Source organism: Escherichia sp. E2586 (assembly GCF_005781105.1).
In the GTDB taxonomy this organism is placed as follows: domain Bacteria; phylum Pseudomonadota; class Gammaproteobacteria; order Enterobacterales; family Enterobacteriaceae; genus Escherichia.
This window is the reverse complement of record NZ_VATN01000006.1, coordinates 210,510-226,407: the sequence shown is the minus strand read 5'-3', so window position 1 is coordinate 226,407 and position 15,898 is coordinate 210,510. Positions and strand designations below refer to the sequence as shown.

Sequence of the window (15,898 nt, the reverse complement as noted above, 5' to 3'; positions counted from 1 at the left end):
CTATCGGGCGTTTTTGTTCGTTAATTCAACCGTTCAATCACCATTGCAATTCCCTGGCCGCCACCAATGCACAGTGTTGCCAGCCCCAGCGTTTTATCGCGTGCCTGCATTGCATGTAATAGTGTGACCAGAATACGAGCACCACTGGCACCGATAGGATGCCCGAGCGCGATGGCACCACCGTTGACATTCACTTTCTCAGGATCAAAGCCCAGTGTTTTCCCTACAGCAAGAAACTGTGCAGCAAACGCTTCATTAGCCTCAATGAGATCAATATCCGCCAGTTGTAGCTCCGCCAGTTGTAACGCTTTTTGCGTGGCGGGAACGGGGCCCATTCCCATCAACGCGGGGGCCACGCCGCCGCTGGCATAACTTTTAATGCGTGCCAGTGGTTTAAGGCCAGCCGCCAGTGCTGCAGATTCTTCCATAATCACCAGAGCGGCAGCACCGTCGTTAATACCAGATGCGTTCCCGGCGGTGACTGTTCCTGCTTTATCGAAGGCCGGGCGTAATGCGCCTAACGCTTCTGTCGTAGAATCCGCTTTCGGGAATTCGTCTTGACTGAAGACGAGGGTTTTCTTCCGAGTGACAACATTTACCGGGACGATTTCGGCTGTAAAAGCACCGGACTCAATGGCGGCTGCCGCTTTACGCTGTGAATGTAGCGCCAATTCATCCTGCATTTCACGGGTTATTCCATACTCTTTGGCAACGTTCTCGGCGGTAATCCCCATGTGATAACCGTGGGTGGCGCACATCAGGCCATCGCGCAGGATTACGTCATAAATCTGTCCGTCTCCCAGTCGATAACCAGAGCGTGCTTTTGCATCGAGCAAGTAGGGCGCTAAACTCATGTTCTCCATTCCACCCGCCACGATGCTCTGCGCCTGACCTGCCTGAATCGCCTGGGCGGCAAGCGCCACGCTTTTCAGACCTGAACCACACACTTTGTTGACCGTGAATCCGCACACCGTTTCAGCTAGTCCACTTTTTAGCAGCGCCTGACGCGCCGGGTTTTGCCCCAGCCCGGCTTGCAACACGTTCCCCATAATCACTTCATCGATATGTTGTGAATCGATTCTCGCGCGTTTAATGGCGGCTTGAATCACCGTTGCCCCCAAATCGATGGCACTGGTGGAGGCGAGAGAACCGTTAAAGCTACCGATGGCAGTACGTACCGCACTGACGATGACACAATTTTTCATTTTTCTTCCTTTTATGAGTTGCCGTCAGAACAGCGTTAAACCAATGACGAAAATGACGCCGGAAAAGAGCAGGGCGGTGATGCAATAGCCCATGATGTCTCGGACACCGAGCCCGGCTATTGCCAGTGCAGGTAGCGCCCAGAACGGTTGTGCCATGTTCATCCACTGTTCACCGTAAGCAATCGCCATGACTGATTTACCCAGATCGGCCCCTAACGCCTGCGCGGCAGGAAGGACGAATGGCCCCTGAATAACCCAGTGTCCACCGCCAGAAGGCACGGCGAAGTTAATTAGCGCAGAGCTAAAAAAGGTCATCAGCGGGAAGGTATCTTTGTTGGCGACATTGATGAAAAATTCGGTGATCAGGCCACCGAGGCCGGAGTGTTCCATCATTAACTGGATCCCAGCATAGAAGGGGAATTGCACCAGAATCCCGGCGGTACTGCGCGCAGCCGCACTTACCGCCCGCATATAGGCCATCGGCGTTTTATGCAACAACAGACCGGCAATCATAAACATCAGGTTGACGGTGTTGATGGTGATGTTGAATCCCTTCTCGGAGAAGTACAGCACCAGATAAGCAATGCCCAGAGCACCAATAATCAACGCCAGGATGCGACTTTCTTCCAGTTTCTCTGAAGGTGGGGCGTCTGCAGGGAGCTTCTTCTGGAAATCCGCTTCTTCCAACAACAGCTTCGGATCGATACTCACCACGTCGGAAGGCTTAGGCGTCATCATGCGGGTGATAAACGGCATCACCACAATCAGGGCCAGGGTGATAAAGATGTTGTAGCCAGTAAACAGGGTATCGCTGACCGGAATTAACCCGGCGACATGCTCAACGGGATTCCCCGGTGTTGCTGCCAGTAGCGGCATTGAGCCGGAAAAACCACCGCCCCAGGTGAGAAAGCCGATGTAGGCGCAAGCGATCAACAACGGATAGTCGGAGCCTGGTACCCGACGTGCAACTTCGCGAGCAAACATTGCGCCAACCACCAGACCGAATCCCCAGTTGATTACGCAGGCGACGGAACCAAAAAAGGTGACCAGCATGACCCCTTGGGTAGGCGTTTTGGCTGCTGACGCCGCAGTACGTAACAAACTTTTCACCGGACCAGAACTGGCGAGTGCATGTCCGGTCACGATGATGAGCGCCATCTGCATCCCGAATGCCAGCAGATTCCAGAAGCCGTCGCCCCAGAGCTTCACCATGCTGACTGGAGTTTGTGGCGTTAGCCAGAGTGCTACTGCAAAGGTGATTAATGTCAGTAGCATGGCGAAGATCAGGGGATCGGGAAGCCAGCGACTGACAAAGCGCGTCATAAAACGCGAGATGCGACCGATCATAGCGCCCCCTGTGGGAGCAAAAGATCATCAGCGACGGCGAACTGCGCTTCAGTTTTGGCACGCACAGTTTCTAAATCACAACCTTCGGCAATTTCAGTGAGCCACATCTTGCCATCGATAAAGCGGAACACCGCCAGTTCTGTCACCAGTATATGAACTGCGTGAAGCGCGGTTAGCGGCATGGTGCATTGACGTAAAATTTTTGCTGAACCATCTTTGGCGCAATGTTCCATGGCAATGATCACTTTGCGCGATCCGGTCACCAGATCCATCGCACCTCCCATACCAGGTACCATTTTTCCTGGCACGACCCAGTTGGCGAGATTGCCTTGTTCATCGACCTGTAAGCCACCGAGTACACAGGCATCAATATGACCACCACGAATCAGCGCAAATGACATCGCGCTGTCGAACATCGCTGCGCCGGGTAAAACGCCACACGGTTGTCCGCCTGCGTTAACCAGATCTGGATGCGCTGTTGTGACCGGGCCTAAACCGAGGAAGCCGTTTTCCGATTGCAGAGTAATATGAATACCCTCCGGCAAATAGTTGGCGACCATTGTGGGTAAACCGATCCCTAAGTTAACGATGTCACCATCACAAAGTTCCTGCGCCACGCGGCGCGCAATACGTTGTTTTGCGTCCATTATTTGCTCTCCTGCGGAATGATGATGTGGTCGATAACGGCACCGGGGGTGACAATGTGGTCAGGTTGCAATTCGCCGGTGTCGACCAGTTCGTCGGGTTCCACCAGCGTGATGTCTGCTGCGAGAGCAATCAGGGGGTTAAAGTTGCGGGCGCTGAGTTGGTAGGTGAGGTTTCCGAGTGCGTCGCAACGGTGGGCGCGGATCAACGCCAGGTCTGCCCGCAATGGACGTTCAAGCAACCAGGTTTTGCCATCGAGGGTGAGCGTTTGTTTGCCTTCTTCGACGACGGTGCCGACACCGGTTGGGGTGAGAAAACCACCAAGTCCGGCACCGCCACAGCGAATTTGCTCAATCAACGTACCTTGCGGTACGAGAACGACCTCCATTTCGCCAGAAATCATACGCCGTCCGGTTTCCGGGTTGGTGCCGATATGTGAAGCGATGACTTTGCTGACCCGACCGTTGACGATCAGCGGGCCAGTACCAGTATCAATAAATGCCGTGTCATTGGCGATTAATGTCAGATCCCTGACACCGGACTCCAGTAATGCCTCAACGAGGCGGGGAGGCGTGCCAATTCCCATAAAACCACCAACCATAATGGTCATGCCATCACGAAAGAAGCTGGCGGCGTCCTCTATGCTCATCAATTTTGTTTTCATTTTTTATCCCTCTTGAATACACCGTTGTGGGTACACAGAAGGCATAGCAAGGGGAGTGCCAGAATGAAGTTATTCGATGTCGATTTCTAATGTATTGAAAAAAAGGGAATTAAAAAAATAAGGAGGGAAGGAGGTAATACACTGCTATGCAGAAATTTGCGCACTGTGCAAATTTCTGCATAGCAGTTTTTGTCTTACGTACCAGCTGGATCAATACCGTATTCTTGCAGTTTGTACATTAACGCGCGGCGACTGATACCGAGCATCAGTGCGGTGCGGGTACGGTTTCCCTCCTGTTGCTCCAGCACTTCAATAATGATCCGTTTCTCTTCACGCTTAATCTCTTCTTTGAGATTGCGTTCGCCAACTGGTGTGCTCTTCGCATCGCTATTCAGGCTTACAGACTGGCGAAATTGTGGTGGTAGATCTTCTGCAAAAATCACCGGTCCTGAGTTCATTACCACGGCGCGTTCAATGACGTTGGAAAGCTCTCGGATATTGCCTGGCCACGACCAGCTGGCGAGCAACGACATCGCGCTGGGGTCTATTTCGATAATATCGCGCTGGTTTTCGCTACTGAATTTTTGCAGAAAATGGTTGGCTAACAGGGAAATGTCTTCACGTCTCTCGCGAAGCGGCGGCAATATTAAATGAATTACGTTAAGGCGATAAAAGAGATCTTCACGGAAAGTCCCTTCTTTTACCATTGCGTCCAGGTCACGATTGGTAGCGGCAATAATGCGAATATCGACTTTGATGGTTTGATGACCACCAATCCGTTCAAATTCCCTTTCCTGTAAAATACGCAATAATTTGGCCTGCAATACCAATGGCATTTCACCTATTTCATCCAGGAATAACGTTCCGCTGTCGGCACGCTCAAAAAGCCCCTGACGTAGCGCTTGTGCACCAGTAAATGCGCCCTTTTCATGACCAAAAAGTTCGCTTTCAAGCAGGGATTCTGGTAGCGCGGCACAATTAATTTTAATAAATGGCCCATTGGCGCGTCGGGAGTTGTAATGGATCGCCCGGGCGATCAGCTCTTTACCCGTACCACTTTCGCCGCTGACTAATACGCTGGCCTGGGAGAGGGCGATTTTTGCCGTATCCTTGCAGATTTCCTTCATGGCCAGGCTGTTGGTTAATATGTGGCCCCACTGCCAACTGGCGCTTAGCGCTTGATGTAGCTGGCGAATCTCTTTCTTCATTGACTGCAGCTGTAATGCGCGCTGCACGACCAGGTTCAGTTCATCCAGATCAAACGGTTTGATTACGTAATCAAACGCACCGCTGCGTAAGGCTTCCACCGCCGTTTCGACCTCCGCATACGCGGTCATCAGGACAACGGGCGTACGAGGGTTGTGACCACGCATCGCTTTTAACGCGCTGATGCCATCCATTTCCGGCATCCGGATATCCATCAGCACTACGTCCGGCTGCACACGGGTGAACAGAGGCAAGGCTTCTTGTCCATTACTGGCGCAGTGAGTGTCATAACCCTGCAAAGAAAATGCGGTGGACAACATACGACGCACATTCTCTTCGTCGTCGACAATCAGGACTCGGTAAACAGCATTCATAAGGGCAAATTTTCCTGCGGATCAATCGGTAAGATAAGGGTAAATGTGGCACCACAGCCGGGGAGGCTGGCGACGCGTATATCGCCCTGATGCGCATTAATAATTCGTTGGCTTAGGGCGAGGCCAAGTCCCGTACCGGACGCTTTGGTGGTAAAGAAGGGATCAAAGATTTTTCTCTGTAGTGACAGGTCGATGCCGCAGCCGTTGTCTTCAATCGTGATCGCCTGCTGGTTAGCCGTATACATCCACGTGCGAATGCGGATTTCCCCGCGCGCGGTGATAGCTTGCACGGCATTGATCAACATATTCAGGATTACCTGCTTGAGTAGTTCTCGATCTGCCACGATCGCAGTGAGTGAAGGATCAAGCTCTGTAATAAAGTCGATCCGTGCCTGTACGCCGGAGGTTTGGGCAAGAATCAGCGTCTCTTCGATCAAGGCATTGAGATACACTTGTTGCCACTGGCTTTTACGCGGACGGGAAAAATCCAAAAGCTGCTGAATAACTTTATTAATGGAATCAATCTCATTCAGCACAATTGAGAGATATTCCTTGTGCTCTGACTGGGGAGTCTGTTGGCGAATGATTTGCACGTAACCCCGGATGGCGGTGAGAGGATTGCGCACTTCATTGGCTACGCCCGCCATCAGTTCCCCCAGGGTGGCGAGTCTTTCCGTCTGCGCCAGTCGCCGCTGGCCCTCTTTACGTGCCGTCAGATCGGAAAAAATCACTAAAGCGCCAATCATTTGGCCATGTCCGTCATGGATTCGGCTGGTGGTGGCGCTGATTTCAATGGTTCGGTCGCGTCCGGGATAGCTGATTTCCAGTGCCATATGTTCAATGCCGTGCGCCAGCGTATCGAGGACAGGGCTATAAAAATGGGTGTTGGCAAATAGCGTGGCGTAAGGCTGGCCTACCAGCTCGTGACGTTTGTATCCGGTAATGGCTTCCGCTGCGGGATTCATGGTGATCACATCGCCTTGTCGGTCAATGGCAATCACGGCATCGGCGGCATTTTCAATAATCAGGTCATTGAGTGTTTTCGATTCACGAAGCGCATCGGCAAGGTTATTCACACAACGGCTGATTTGCCCTAGTTCGCCAGGTAGCGGTGGCAATTGTGTAGGATTATTCTGCGCTAGCGTCGACAGACCCGCGGTGATGATATCGATGTTGGCGCTTAAACGACGGGAAAAAAGCACAATCAACAGCAGACTAATCAGCAGCCCGGCAGAAAGGACAATGATTATCCGCACGTCCATTTTCCATGCCTGACGACGAATATCCTCCGTTAATTCATTCGCCCATATATAACCAAGCACGATGCCCTGGCGTTCTATTGGGATCATGGAATTCATAATATCGCCGCGGACTTGCCTGCCGGAAAAGAGTTGTGGCGTGTTGGTTTGCATAACGATATTGCCGGGATGATCCGGGGTGATGCTAATACCTACATTGCTTTGATAGAGTGCCGACGGGGCATAAGTGATAATTGCATCCAGTCCTTTGTGGTAATAGCCAGCCCCGACACCGGGAAATGCTCGGGTAATACGTTCAGTGATGGGAGCCAACTCATGATTCAGTGCCTGGATGCGTGCCTCACGAGGCAGATGTTGGTAAAGCGCAAAGCGTTCTTCCAGTGCGGCGTTCAGCAACTGCACAACTGCCGCTAATTTTTTCTCTTTTTCAGATAAGACCGCTGACCGACCCTCAGTTTCTACGATATAACCAATAGATAGCGTCGGAATAATGACCATCAGGATTGCCATCATAATGAGCTGGTTGCGCAGACGACGTGGGTACAACCACTTCAGAGAGTGCATGCTGGGTATCCGGGTTGGTTTTTCAGGCAAACGACGATTATCAGGGGTTAAGGTAATGATTTCTCGGCGGTGTATCATATTCCAGAGAAGACAGAACATTGCGGTAACACGCTTTTACCGCTACCTTAACCACACTCCATCGGTCACCTGAGGCGGAGCTTCGCCCCTTTGAAATACCTTGCTTCTTTTCGCACAACCCTGAAAGTCTCGCGCTACATGTTCAGAGCGCTGGCGTTATTGATCTGGCTGTTGATTGCTTTTTCATCAGTGTTTTACATCGTCAACGCTTTACATCAACGAGAATCTGAGATTCGTCAGGAATTTAATCTGAGCTCCGATCAGGCCCAGCGGTTTATTCAGCGCACCTCTGATGTCATGAAAGAGCTGAAGTACATTGCTGAAAATCGCTTATCCGTGGAAAACGGCGTGCTTTCTCCGCGTGGGCGTGAAACGCAAGCAGATGTGCCGGTTTTCGAACCGCTGTTTGCTGATTCCGATTGTTCCGCAATGAGCAATACCTGGCGAGGCTCCCTGGAGTCACTGGCGTGGTTTATGCGCTACTGGCGCGATAATTTCTCTGCGGCTTACGATCTCAACCGCGTGTTTTTAATCGGCAGCGATAACCTCTGTATGGCTAACTTTGGCCTGCGTGATATGCCCGTCGAACGTGACACCGCTCTGAAAGCCCTGCATGAACGCATTAACAAATATCGTAACGCGCCACAGGATGACAGTGGCAGTAATCTTTTCTGGATCAGTGAAGGGCCGCGTCCTGGGGTGGGATATTTCTACGCGCTGACGCCGGTTTATCTGGCAAACCGTTTGCAAGCGCTTTTAGGCGTAGAACAGACAATTCGGATGGAGAACTTCTTCCTGCCGGGGACGTTGCCGATGGGCGTCACCATTCTTGATGAAAATGGCCATACCCTGATTTCGCTGACCGGACCGGAAAGTAAGATTAAAGCCGAACCGCGTTGGATGCAGGAGCGATCCTGGTTTGGCTATACGCCAGGTTTCCGTGAGCTGGTGCTGAAAAAAAATCTACCGCCGTCTTCGCTAAGTATTGTCTATTCCGTGCCTGTTGATCAGGTGCTGGAACGTATTCGCATGTTGATACTTAACGCGATTTTGCTGAACGTGATTGCGGGTGCTGCATTGTTTACCCTCGCACGGATGTATGAGCGACGTATTTTTATTCCGGCGGAAAGTGACGCCCAGCGACTGGAAGAGCATGAGCAGTTTAACCGCAAGATAGTCGCCTCAGCGCCTGTGGGGATCTGCATTTTGCGAACTGTCGATGGCGTTAATATTTTGAGTAACGAACTGGCGCATACCTATCTCAACATGCTTACGCATGAGGATCGCCAACGGCTGACGCAAATTATTTGTGGCCAGCAGGTCAATTTTGTCGATGTCCTTACCAGTAACAATACCAACCTGCAAATCAGCTTTGTTCATTCGCGCTATCGTAATGAAAACGTGGCAATTTGCGTACTGGTAGATGTGTCTTCACGTGTGAAGATGGAAGAGTCGCTGCAAGAAATGGCGCAGGCAGCAGAACAGGCGAGCCAGTCAAAATCGATGTTCCTTGCTACCGTCAGCCACGAACTGCGAACGCCGCTTTATGGCATTATCGGCAACCTGGATCTATTACAAACCAAAGAGTTACCAAAAGGTGTCGACCGTCTGGTGACGGCAATGAATAACTCTTCCAGCCTGTTATTGAAAATTATTAGCGACATTCTCGATTTCTCGAAGATTGAATCGGAACAGTTGAAAATCGAACCTCGCGAGTTTTCACCGCGCGAAGTCATGAACCACATCACCGCCAACTATTTGCCGCTGGTGGTACGCAAGCAACTTGGTTTGTACTGTTTTATTGAGCCAGATGTACCGATGGCGCTCAATGGCGACCCAATGCGCTTACAGCAGGTGATCTCCAACCTGTTGAGTAATGCTATTAAATTTACCGATACCGGCTGCATTGTTCTGCATGTTCGCGTTGATGGTGATTATCTTTCTATTCGCGTACGCGATACCGGGGTGGGCATTCCAGCTAAAGAAGTGGTGCGGTTATTTGATCCGTTCTTCCAGGTAGGGACGGGCGTACAGCGTAACTTCCAGGGTACTGGTCTGGGGCTGGCGATTTGTGAAAAACTGATCAGCATGATGGACGGTGACATCTCGGTGGATTCTGAACCGGGAATGGGCAGCCAGTTTGCGGTGCGTATTCCACTGTATGGCGCGCAGTATCCGCAGAAAAAAGGTGTCGAAGGATTAACGGGTAAACGTTGCTGGCTGGCGGTACGCAATGCGTCGCTCTGTCAGTTCCTTGAAACCAGTTTGCAGCGTAGCGGCATAGTCGTTGCTACATACGAAGGGCAGGAGCCGACTTCCGAAGATGTGTTGATCACCGATGATGTGATGAGTAAAAAATGGCAGGGCAGGGCGGTTGTGACTTTCTGTCGTCGCCATATCGGTATCCCTCTTGAGAAAGCGCCTGGTGAATGGGTACACAGTGTGGCAGCTCCGCACGAGCTACCGACATTGCTGGCGCGCATCTATCTGATAGAAATGGAGAGCGACGATCCTGCTAACTCTCTGCCGTCGACCGACAAAGTGGTCAGCAATAACGACGATATGATGATTCTGGTCGTGGACGATCATCCAATTAACCGTCGTCTGTTGGCCGATCAGCTTGGATCGTTGGGCTATCAGTGTAAGACGGCGAATGATGGTGTTGATGCGCTTAATGTTCTTAGTAAGAATCACATTGATATCGTGTTAAGTGATGTCAACATGCCGAATATGGATGGTTACCGGTTAACGCAACGTATCCGCCAGTTGGGACTCACGTTGCCGGTAATAGGGGTAACGGCCAATGCGTTGGCTGAAGAGAAACAGCGGTGTCTGGAGTCCGGTATGGATAGCTGTCTGTCTAAGCCAGTGACGTTGGATGTTATAAAACAGACGCTGACGATGTATGCCGAGAGGGTCAGGAAAGCGCGAGAATCGTAAGCCGGATAAGGCGTTTACGCTGCATCCGGTAATCGGTGCAAATGCCAGATGCGACGCTGACGCGTCTTATCTGACCTACATTATCGTAATCCATTGAAATAATGGAATTTGTAGACCGGATAAGGCGTTTACGCCGCATCCGGCAATCGGTGCAAATGCCAGATGCGAAGCTGACGCGTCTTATCTGGCCTACATTATCGTAATCCATTGAAATAATGGAATTTGTAGGCCGGATAAGGCGTTTACGCTGCATCCGGTAATCGGTGCAAATGCCAGATGCGGCGCTGGCGCGTCTTATCTGGCCTACATTATCGTAATCCATTGAAATAATGGAATTTGTAGGCCGGATAAGGCGTTTACGCTGCATCCGGTAATCGGAGTTTATCGGGAATGCGGGAAATTACTCTTTATCCGCCGGACTTAACGTCACAGAAGAGAGATAATTCAACAGAGCGATATCGTTCTCGACTCCCAGCTTCATCATTGCGGATTTTTTCTGGCTACTGATGGTTTTAATGCTTCGGTTCAGCTTTTTAGCAATCTCGGTAACCAGGAAGCCTTCGGCAAACAGGCGCAGAACTTCACTCTCTTTTGGTGAGAGGCGCTTGTCACCGTAACCGCCGGCACTGATTTTCTCTAACAGCCGAGAAACGCTTTCCGGAGTAAATTTCTTACCTTTCTGTAGCGCGGCGAGCGCTTTCGGCAGGTCGGTCGGCGCACCTTGTTTCAGAACGATCCCTTCGATATCCAGGTCCAGTACCGCGCTAAGAATAGCCGGGTTGTTGTTCATGGTCAGAACAATAATCGACAGACTTGGGAAGTGGCGCTTGATGTACTTGATTAAGGTAATGCCATCGCCGTATTTATCGCCAGGCATGGAGAGATCGGTAATCAAAACATGCGCATCCAGCTTCGGCAGGTTATTGATCAGTGCTGTAGAGTCCTCAAATTCGCCGACAACATTCACCCACTCGATTTGCTCAAGTGATTTGCGAATACCGAACAAGACTATCGGATGGTCATCAGCAATAATTACGTTCATATTGTTCATGTAATAGGCTACCTTGCTACAGCAAGCTCTTGACATAGCTGTCAATGTCGCTGATGTATTTTTCTATTCCTGGGACATCCTTCTCGCGAATAAGATGTTCCAGCGTTTCACATAACTGCTTGCCGGGTACCAGATTAAGCATGGCAAACACGCCTTTCAGACGATGAGCCGTTTGGGCTAACGCAGCAAAGTCACTGGTTGCTGCCTCAGTATATAGCCTCTTAACATCATCCGGTACTGTGTCTACAAAGAGCGCATAATAGCCGCTGGCATGGAGTTGTGCATTTTCATCTCCGCCCAGAGGCGATTCTGTCACCTCTTCCTGCGCTAGTTGCACTTCGATCAATTGTAAGACCGCTTCCTGCATAGCGTTGCTCATATTGAAGTTGACGCACAATTGACCAGGTCCAATTTCCCGTACGCCAGACTCATCATCGCTTAAAAGCAAGCCAGAGGCAGTAAGATTAGACGGATTATCCGTTAAAAAGATATCATAATCTTGACTAATTAATCTTTCATCCGGTGTGATGCAGGTTGCCCCCCAATTTTCTAACTGGCGAGTGACAATATTCCGAATTTCTGCGGAAGTTATGTCCATCATCACGCTAACATCATCCAGTAAACGCTCTTCTTCCTCTTCTACTTCTGGTTCCGCAGTGGGCATTTTGATATGCACGGAATAACGTGTACCAAGCTCGTCGCGCGTTTTGATGTTTAAATGACCGCCTAGCTTGCGCGCCAGTTGATCGCTCAACCAGAATGCTAACGGATCCGCCTTGCCGTAACGATCGCTTTGGGTCTGGTTGATGAACGGGAAGTGCAAATTATCCATTTCATGAATACTTATGCCATCTCCGGTGTCCAGAATGCGGAAAGTCAGACGTTCTTCGGAAGATTCGTCCTGGTCAACCTCAAGGGTAATTTTCCCCATTTGCGTTGAGGTGACAGCATATTGCATCAGTAACAGCAAAATACGGCGTAGGGCATCGCGATCGCCGCAGCGCATATCGTGTGCTTTTAGATGATTGTTAATCAATAGCTGCAAACCTTTACGCTTGATGGCTGGCAACACGGAAGGCACGACTTCATCAATTAAATCCTGCACGGAGAAAAGCTCGCTCTCGCTTTTCCAGCTATCGTCGGCAAGCATATTTGCTAACTGGATTTCATCGACCAGGCGCACCAGCACATCAGCCTGATTCGCCAGTTGTTTGCTTTCCGGTGTGTTGAGTTTGGCTGCGCTTGCCGCCAGGGAGCGAGCAGGTTCTTTTAGTGCATCGCCAATATTTTTCATAAAGGCCATCCGGCCTTGCTGATTTTTCTCGTACAGACGCTGCGCCTGCTTGAGTTTCTTGTTCACCAGTACTTCGCGATCTTGATCGCGAATAATGAAGATTTGTGTACGCGGCGCGACCTGGCTGCGGAACATACGGATCTCATACAGTTCGTTATTGATCGTCGCCTGAATGATGCCCTGATGCTGCTCTGCCATAGTGGTGATGTTTTGCAGATTCAAATGCGGCAGCAGGTGGTCGGCAATTTTGTTGCTTATTACTGTGCGATTCGATTCCTGATCGTGAACCAGCAGGCCGAGCGGCAGCAGTGACACGATCTCTTCATTGATGGCCCGCAAAACGCGCAGTTCATTGTTCACTGCCGTGCTGGGTACGCTTTCGGTGGTGCGGCCAGAGAAATGGCGGAAGGTGGTATAGCCAAACAGCGCCAGCGCCAGCAAACCGATGTTCAGCAGCAGCGGCAGGAGAATGTTTTGCAACGTATCCAGCAGCAATGTGCCATAAGGAACCTGCCAGACCAGACGCATATCTGTGGAGTTTAGCGCCGAAGAGATTTCAATCTTCGAACTATTAAAGTGGATACTGACGCTATCCGTCGCTTCTTTCTCATTATTATTGGTTCCCGCAGCTGTCGCGTCTGGCTCCAGACGGAAACTATCCAGCGGCATCCCCGGCGGGATCAAATCATTAATAGGCAGATCAAAAGCGACTACCGTCGCCAGATGCCCCGGCTGGTTAAAGGTGGTGCGCAGGGTAAAATAATGACCGTTCTGCCAGGCCAGGCGACGCAGGTTAGAAAAACTTTCGCGTTCATCCAGGGCGTTGGCCTGTTGCAACATCTCTGCGCGACGAGAATCAACAATGTCACTGACGGTCGACTCTTTAAATCCTGAGGTGAGATCTTTGAGCGGTAGGGTGGAGATCAAAACCAGGCTGTTATCCTGGCCGTTCAGATAGTACATCGACCAGGGTACATTCTCTGCGCCCCACAATGTGTCCAGATAAGTGGACATTCTTTGGGTCATTTCAAGCGTTGAGTTGTCGTGAGAACCAAAGATCAGGGCTTCCGTTTTGCGGCGCGGTTTTTCCAGATAATAGACATCCTGTTTCAGGCGCGTCTCCTGCAACCCTTCGCTGGAGGAGGTAGAGGCCGTCGCGGCAATGTTGTCGTAGATTTGCCAGGTCACATAACGCCATGTATCGATGCGCTTTTGTATGGCATGGGTAATATCAACGATCTGGTAGCTTTTATCTTTCAGCCAGGCGTTAACGGCGCTTTGTACCATTACACCCATCGTCACCAGTAACACGATGATCAGCAGTAAAAAGAAGCGGGTAATGCTCCCCGGTAGGAGTGAAAAGCGGGTCGTGGCCGTTGTCTCTTTCTGACGCATTCGTGTTTATGACCTGTTAAAACTTCGCAAAGTGATAGGGCAGTATAAAGGGTACAGTGTGAAATTCCAGACTCTTACCTGATTGATGTTAAGGCATTAGCCGACGATATTTCACATTTTGCGCTGCGGTAAATAAATGTACAAATGCGTTGTTAATGTACAAATAACCCACAGGCATGAAGAAAATTATCAGGAAAATAGCGCAGATAGATTTTGTCGGTAATTGTTGTCGTTTTTTACGAAATAGTTAACGATTGTTATAATTTTGCTACGGTAGCACAGGAAAATAAAAGATGTGTAAAGAAGGGTAAAAAAAACCGGATGCGATGCATCCGGCCGAAATAGGGGTAAACAGACATTCAGAAATGAATGACGGTAATAAATAAAGTTAATGATGATAGCGAGAGATATTTTAGTTGCGAGTGAAGAATTTGTTTTAACATTCAGTGCGGTCAAAGACTTAAGATTAAGTTATTGTTTTAAAGGTCGAAATAATCTTACTTGATGTTTAGTGCGTTATTTGCTCAACCATTAGAATTTGAAAAAGTTCCATCACATTTACATTTTGAAATACCTATGTGGATATTTGAAACATCTTAAAAGTTTTAGTATCATATTCGTGTTGGATTATTCTGCATTTTTGGGGAGAATGGACCTGCCGACTGATTAATGAGGGTTAATCAGTATGCAGTGGCATAAAAAAGCAAATAAAGGCATATAACAGAGGGTTAATAACATGAAAGTTAAAGTACTGTCCCTCCTGGTCCCAGCTCTGCTGGTAGCAGGCGCAGCAAATGCTGCTGAAGTTTACAACAAAGACGGCAACAAATTAGATCTGTACGGTAAAGTAGACGGCCTGCACTATTTCTCTGACGACAAGTCTGTAGATGGCGACCAGACCTACATGCGTCTTGGCTTCAAAGGTGAAACTCAGGTTACTGACCAGCTGACCGGTTACGGCCAGTGGGAATATCAGATCCAGGGCAACGCTCCGGAAAGCGAAAACAACTCCTGGACCCGTGTGGCATTTGCTGGTCTGAAATTCCAGGACGTTGGTTCTTTCGACTACGGTCGTAACTACGGCGTTGTTTACGACGTAACTTCCTGGACCGACGTACTGCCAGAATTCGGTGGCGACACCTACGGTTCTGACAACTTCATGCAGCAGCGTGGTAACGGCTTCGCGACCTACCGTAACACCGACTTCTTCGGTCTGGTTGACGGCCTGAACTTTGCAGTTCAGTACCAGGGCAAAAACGGTAGCGTAAGCGGCGAAGGCATGACCAACAACGGTCGTGGCGCTCTGCGTCAGAACGGCGACGGTGTCGGCGGTTCTATCACTTATGATTACGAAGGCTTCGGTATCGGTGCTGCAGTTTCCAGCTCCAAACGTACTTGGGATCAGAACAACCTGGGCTTCATCGGTACTGGCGACCGTGCTGAAACCTACACTGGTGGTCTGAAATACGACGCTAACAACATCTACCTGGCTGCTCAGTACACCCAGACCTACAACGCAACTCGCGTAGGTTCCCTGGGTTGGGCGAACAAAGCACAGAACTTCGAAGCTGTTGCTCAGTACCAGTTCGACTTCGGTCTGCGTCCGTCTGTAGCATACCTGCAGTCTAAAGGTAAAAACCTGGGTGTCGTTGCTGGTCGTAACTACGACGACGAAGATATCCTGAAATATGTTGATGTTGGTGCGACCTACTACTTCAACAAAAACATGTCCACCTACGTTGACTACAAAATCAACCTGCTGGACGACAACCAGTTCACCCGCGCTGCTGGCATCAACACTGATGACATCGTAGCTCTGGGTCTGGTTTACCAGTTCTAATCTCGATTTATATCGAACAAAGGGCCTGCGGGCCCT

At 50.1% G+C, this 15,898-nt stretch carries 10 protein-coding genes; 2 read left to right on the top strand and 8 right to left on the bottom strand.

All coding sequences use genetic code 11. The features are described from left to right. Window positions 1-20: 20 nt before the first annotated feature. The 6 genes from atoB to atoS form a co-directional block, all read right to left on the bottom strand. On the bottom strand, window positions 21-1,205 hold the full coding sequence (gene atoB / locus FEK50_RS06225; protein WP_130207153.1) for an acetyl-CoA acetyltransferase: 1,185 nt from the start codon (window positions 1,203-1,205) through the stop codon (window positions 21-23). Between the two features lie 24 nt (window positions 1,206-1,229). Beyond that, window positions 1,230-2,552, bottom strand: a complete 1,323-nt coding sequence (locus FEK50_RS06220) for a TIGR00366 family protein (protein ID WP_130207152.1) — start codon at window positions 2,550-2,552, stop codon at window positions 1,230-1,232. Then, window positions 2,549-3,199, bottom strand: a complete 651-nt coding sequence (locus FEK50_RS06215; RefSeq protein WP_130207151.1) for a 3-oxoacid CoA-transferase subunit B — start codon at window positions 3,197-3,199, stop codon at window positions 2,549-2,551. Before FEK50_RS06215 ends, FEK50_RS06220 begins: the two co-directional genes overlap by 4 nt. Further along, window positions 3,199-3,861, bottom strand: a complete 663-nt coding sequence (gene atoD / locus FEK50_RS06210; RefSeq protein WP_000850521.1) for an acetate CoA-transferase subunit alpha — start codon at window positions 3,859-3,861, stop codon at window positions 3,199-3,201. The genes FEK50_RS06215 and atoD overlap by 1 nt, the downstream gene beginning before the upstream one ends. A gap of 194 nt (window positions 3,862-4,055) precedes the next feature. Beyond that, window positions 4,056-5,441, bottom strand: coding sequence for an acetoacetate metabolism transcriptional regulator AtoC (gene atoC, locus FEK50_RS06205; protein WP_131162016.1), 1,386 nt, complete (start codon window positions 5,439-5,441; stop codon window positions 4,056-4,058). Next, window positions 5,438-7,264: a two-component system sensor histidine kinase AtoS gene (gene atoS, locus FEK50_RS06200; RefSeq protein WP_131162015.1), complete on the bottom strand. Its 1,827-nt coding sequence runs from the start codon at window positions 7,262-7,264 to the stop codon at window positions 5,438-5,440. The genes atoC and atoS overlap by 4 nt, the downstream gene beginning before the upstream one ends. A 168-nt stretch (window positions 7,265-7,432) precedes the next feature. Between atoS and rcsC the strand changes: the two genes are divergently transcribed. Then, window positions 7,433-10,282: a two-component system sensor histidine kinase RcsC gene (gene rcsC / locus FEK50_RS06195; RefSeq protein ID WP_130260524.1), complete on the top strand. Its 2,850-nt coding sequence runs from the start codon at window positions 7,433-7,435 to the stop codon at window positions 10,280-10,282. 400 nt (window positions 10,283-10,682) lie between these two features. On the opposite strand, the gene rcsB is transcribed toward rcsC, so the two are convergent. After that, window positions 10,683-11,333 (bottom strand): response regulator transcription factor RcsB, encoded by a 651-nt coding sequence (gene rcsB, locus FEK50_RS06190; RefSeq protein WP_042290573.1) that lies wholly within the window; start codon window positions 11,331-11,333, stop codon window positions 10,683-10,685. A 16-nt stretch (window positions 11,334-11,349) separates the two neighbouring features. Beyond that, on the bottom strand, window positions 11,350-14,022 hold the full coding sequence (gene rcsD / locus FEK50_RS06185; protein ID WP_131162209.1) for a phosphotransferase RcsD: 2,673 nt from the start codon (window positions 14,020-14,022) through the stop codon (window positions 11,350-11,352). 736 nt (window positions 14,023-14,758) lie between these two features. Between rcsD and ompC the strand changes: the two genes are divergently transcribed. Further along, window positions 14,759-15,862, top strand: coding sequence for a porin OmpC (gene ompC, locus FEK50_RS06180; protein ID WP_131162208.1), 1,104 nt, complete (start codon window positions 14,759-14,761; stop codon window positions 15,860-15,862). Window positions 15,863-15,898: the final 36 nt, after the last annotated feature.

Bases quoted from the DNA above. Each gene is read 5' to 3' on its own strand.
- atoB (WP_130207153.1), bottom strand. From the start codon at position 1,205: ATGAAAAATTGTGTCATCGTCAGTGCGGTACGTACTGCCATCGGTAGC.
- rcsD (WP_131162209.1), bottom strand. From the start codon at position 14,022: ATGCGTCAGAAAGAGACAACGGCCACGACCCGCTTTTCACTCCTACCG.
- atoD (WP_000850521.1), bottom strand. From the start codon at position 3,861: ATGAAAACAAAATTGATGAGCATAGAGGACGCCGCCAGCTTCTTTCGT.
- ompC (WP_131162208.1), top strand. From the start codon at position 14,759: ATGAAAGTTAAAGTACTGTCCCTCCTGGTCCCAGCTCTGCTGGTAGCA.
- rcsB (WP_042290573.1), bottom strand. From the start codon at position 11,333: ATGAACAATATGAACGTAATTATTGCTGATGACCATCCGATAGTCTTG.
- atoS (WP_131162015.1), bottom strand. From the start codon at position 7,264: ATGCACTCTCTGAAGTGGTTGTACCCACGTCGTCTGCGCAACCAGCTC.
- atoC (WP_131162016.1), bottom strand. From the start codon at position 5,441: ATGAATGCTGTTTACCGAGTCCTGATTGTCGACGACGAAGAGAATGTG.
- FEK50_RS06215 (WP_130207151.1), bottom strand. From the start codon at position 3,199: ATGGACGCAAAACAACGTATTGCGCGCCGCGTGGCGCAGGAACTTTGT.
- FEK50_RS06220 (WP_130207152.1), bottom strand. From the start codon at position 2,552: ATGATCGGTCGCATCTCGCGTTTTATGACGCGCTTTGTCAGTCGCTGG.